The sequence below is a fragment of the Shewanella sairae genome, assembly GCF_023283535.1.
In the GTDB taxonomy this organism is placed as follows: Bacteria; Pseudomonadota; Gammaproteobacteria; order Enterobacterales; family Shewanellaceae; genus Shewanella; species Shewanella sairae.
Genome location: NZ_JAKILT010000223.1, coordinates 1 through 590, shown reverse-complemented (window position 1 = coordinate 590; position 590 = coordinate 1). Strand labels below are relative to the sequence as shown.

Genomic DNA, 590 nt, shown 5'->3' with positions numbered 1-590 from the left:
TTGAATCGCAAGACTTGTCAATGCTAAGGCATACTCTGCAAAATACGCTTCTGCTGTACCTTTCATCTCTCCATAACGGGCTTCATGGTGACAAATCTCTAGCTGTTTACGAATACCTTCATCAAATGCCTGTTGGTCATGGGTGATAATACCCCATAGTGCTAAGTGCAAGGTGTAGTAGTTACTCCGATAGGTGACTTTCTTACTGGGTTTAGCAATATAGGCTTCCATGCTCTTTTGACAAAATCCAGCGGCTCTGATTTTATCCCCAGTAAACCAAGCGTTTAAGGCGTGAACAAAATCATCAGCTGTACAGGGTTTGGTATTACCAGTGCGGTATTGAACGGGAAATAAGTTACATATTTGCTTGGCTATCTGTAAATCACCAGCAGCCATGGCATAAGCGAAGCCATTTACAACATTGACAGCTTGCGCCCCCCTAGTGATAGCGTCTCCGACATACTCTTGACTATCTGTCGCATATGCCATTATTAGTGGCTTCAGTTTGTATTCCGTTGCGGTTTGAAAGGCGGCTTTTGCTAAATCAATGTCACCATTCAGGCTATAGGCAATGCCAAGGCCAGCGTATT

1 protein-coding gene is annotated in these 590 nt (G+C 43.9%); it reads right to left on the bottom strand.

Annotation, left to right across the window (positions count from 1 at the left end):
- On the bottom strand, nt 1-590 hold a 590-nt coding region (locus L2748_RS24305), incomplete at both ends, for an Imm49 family immunity protein (protein WP_248957847.1).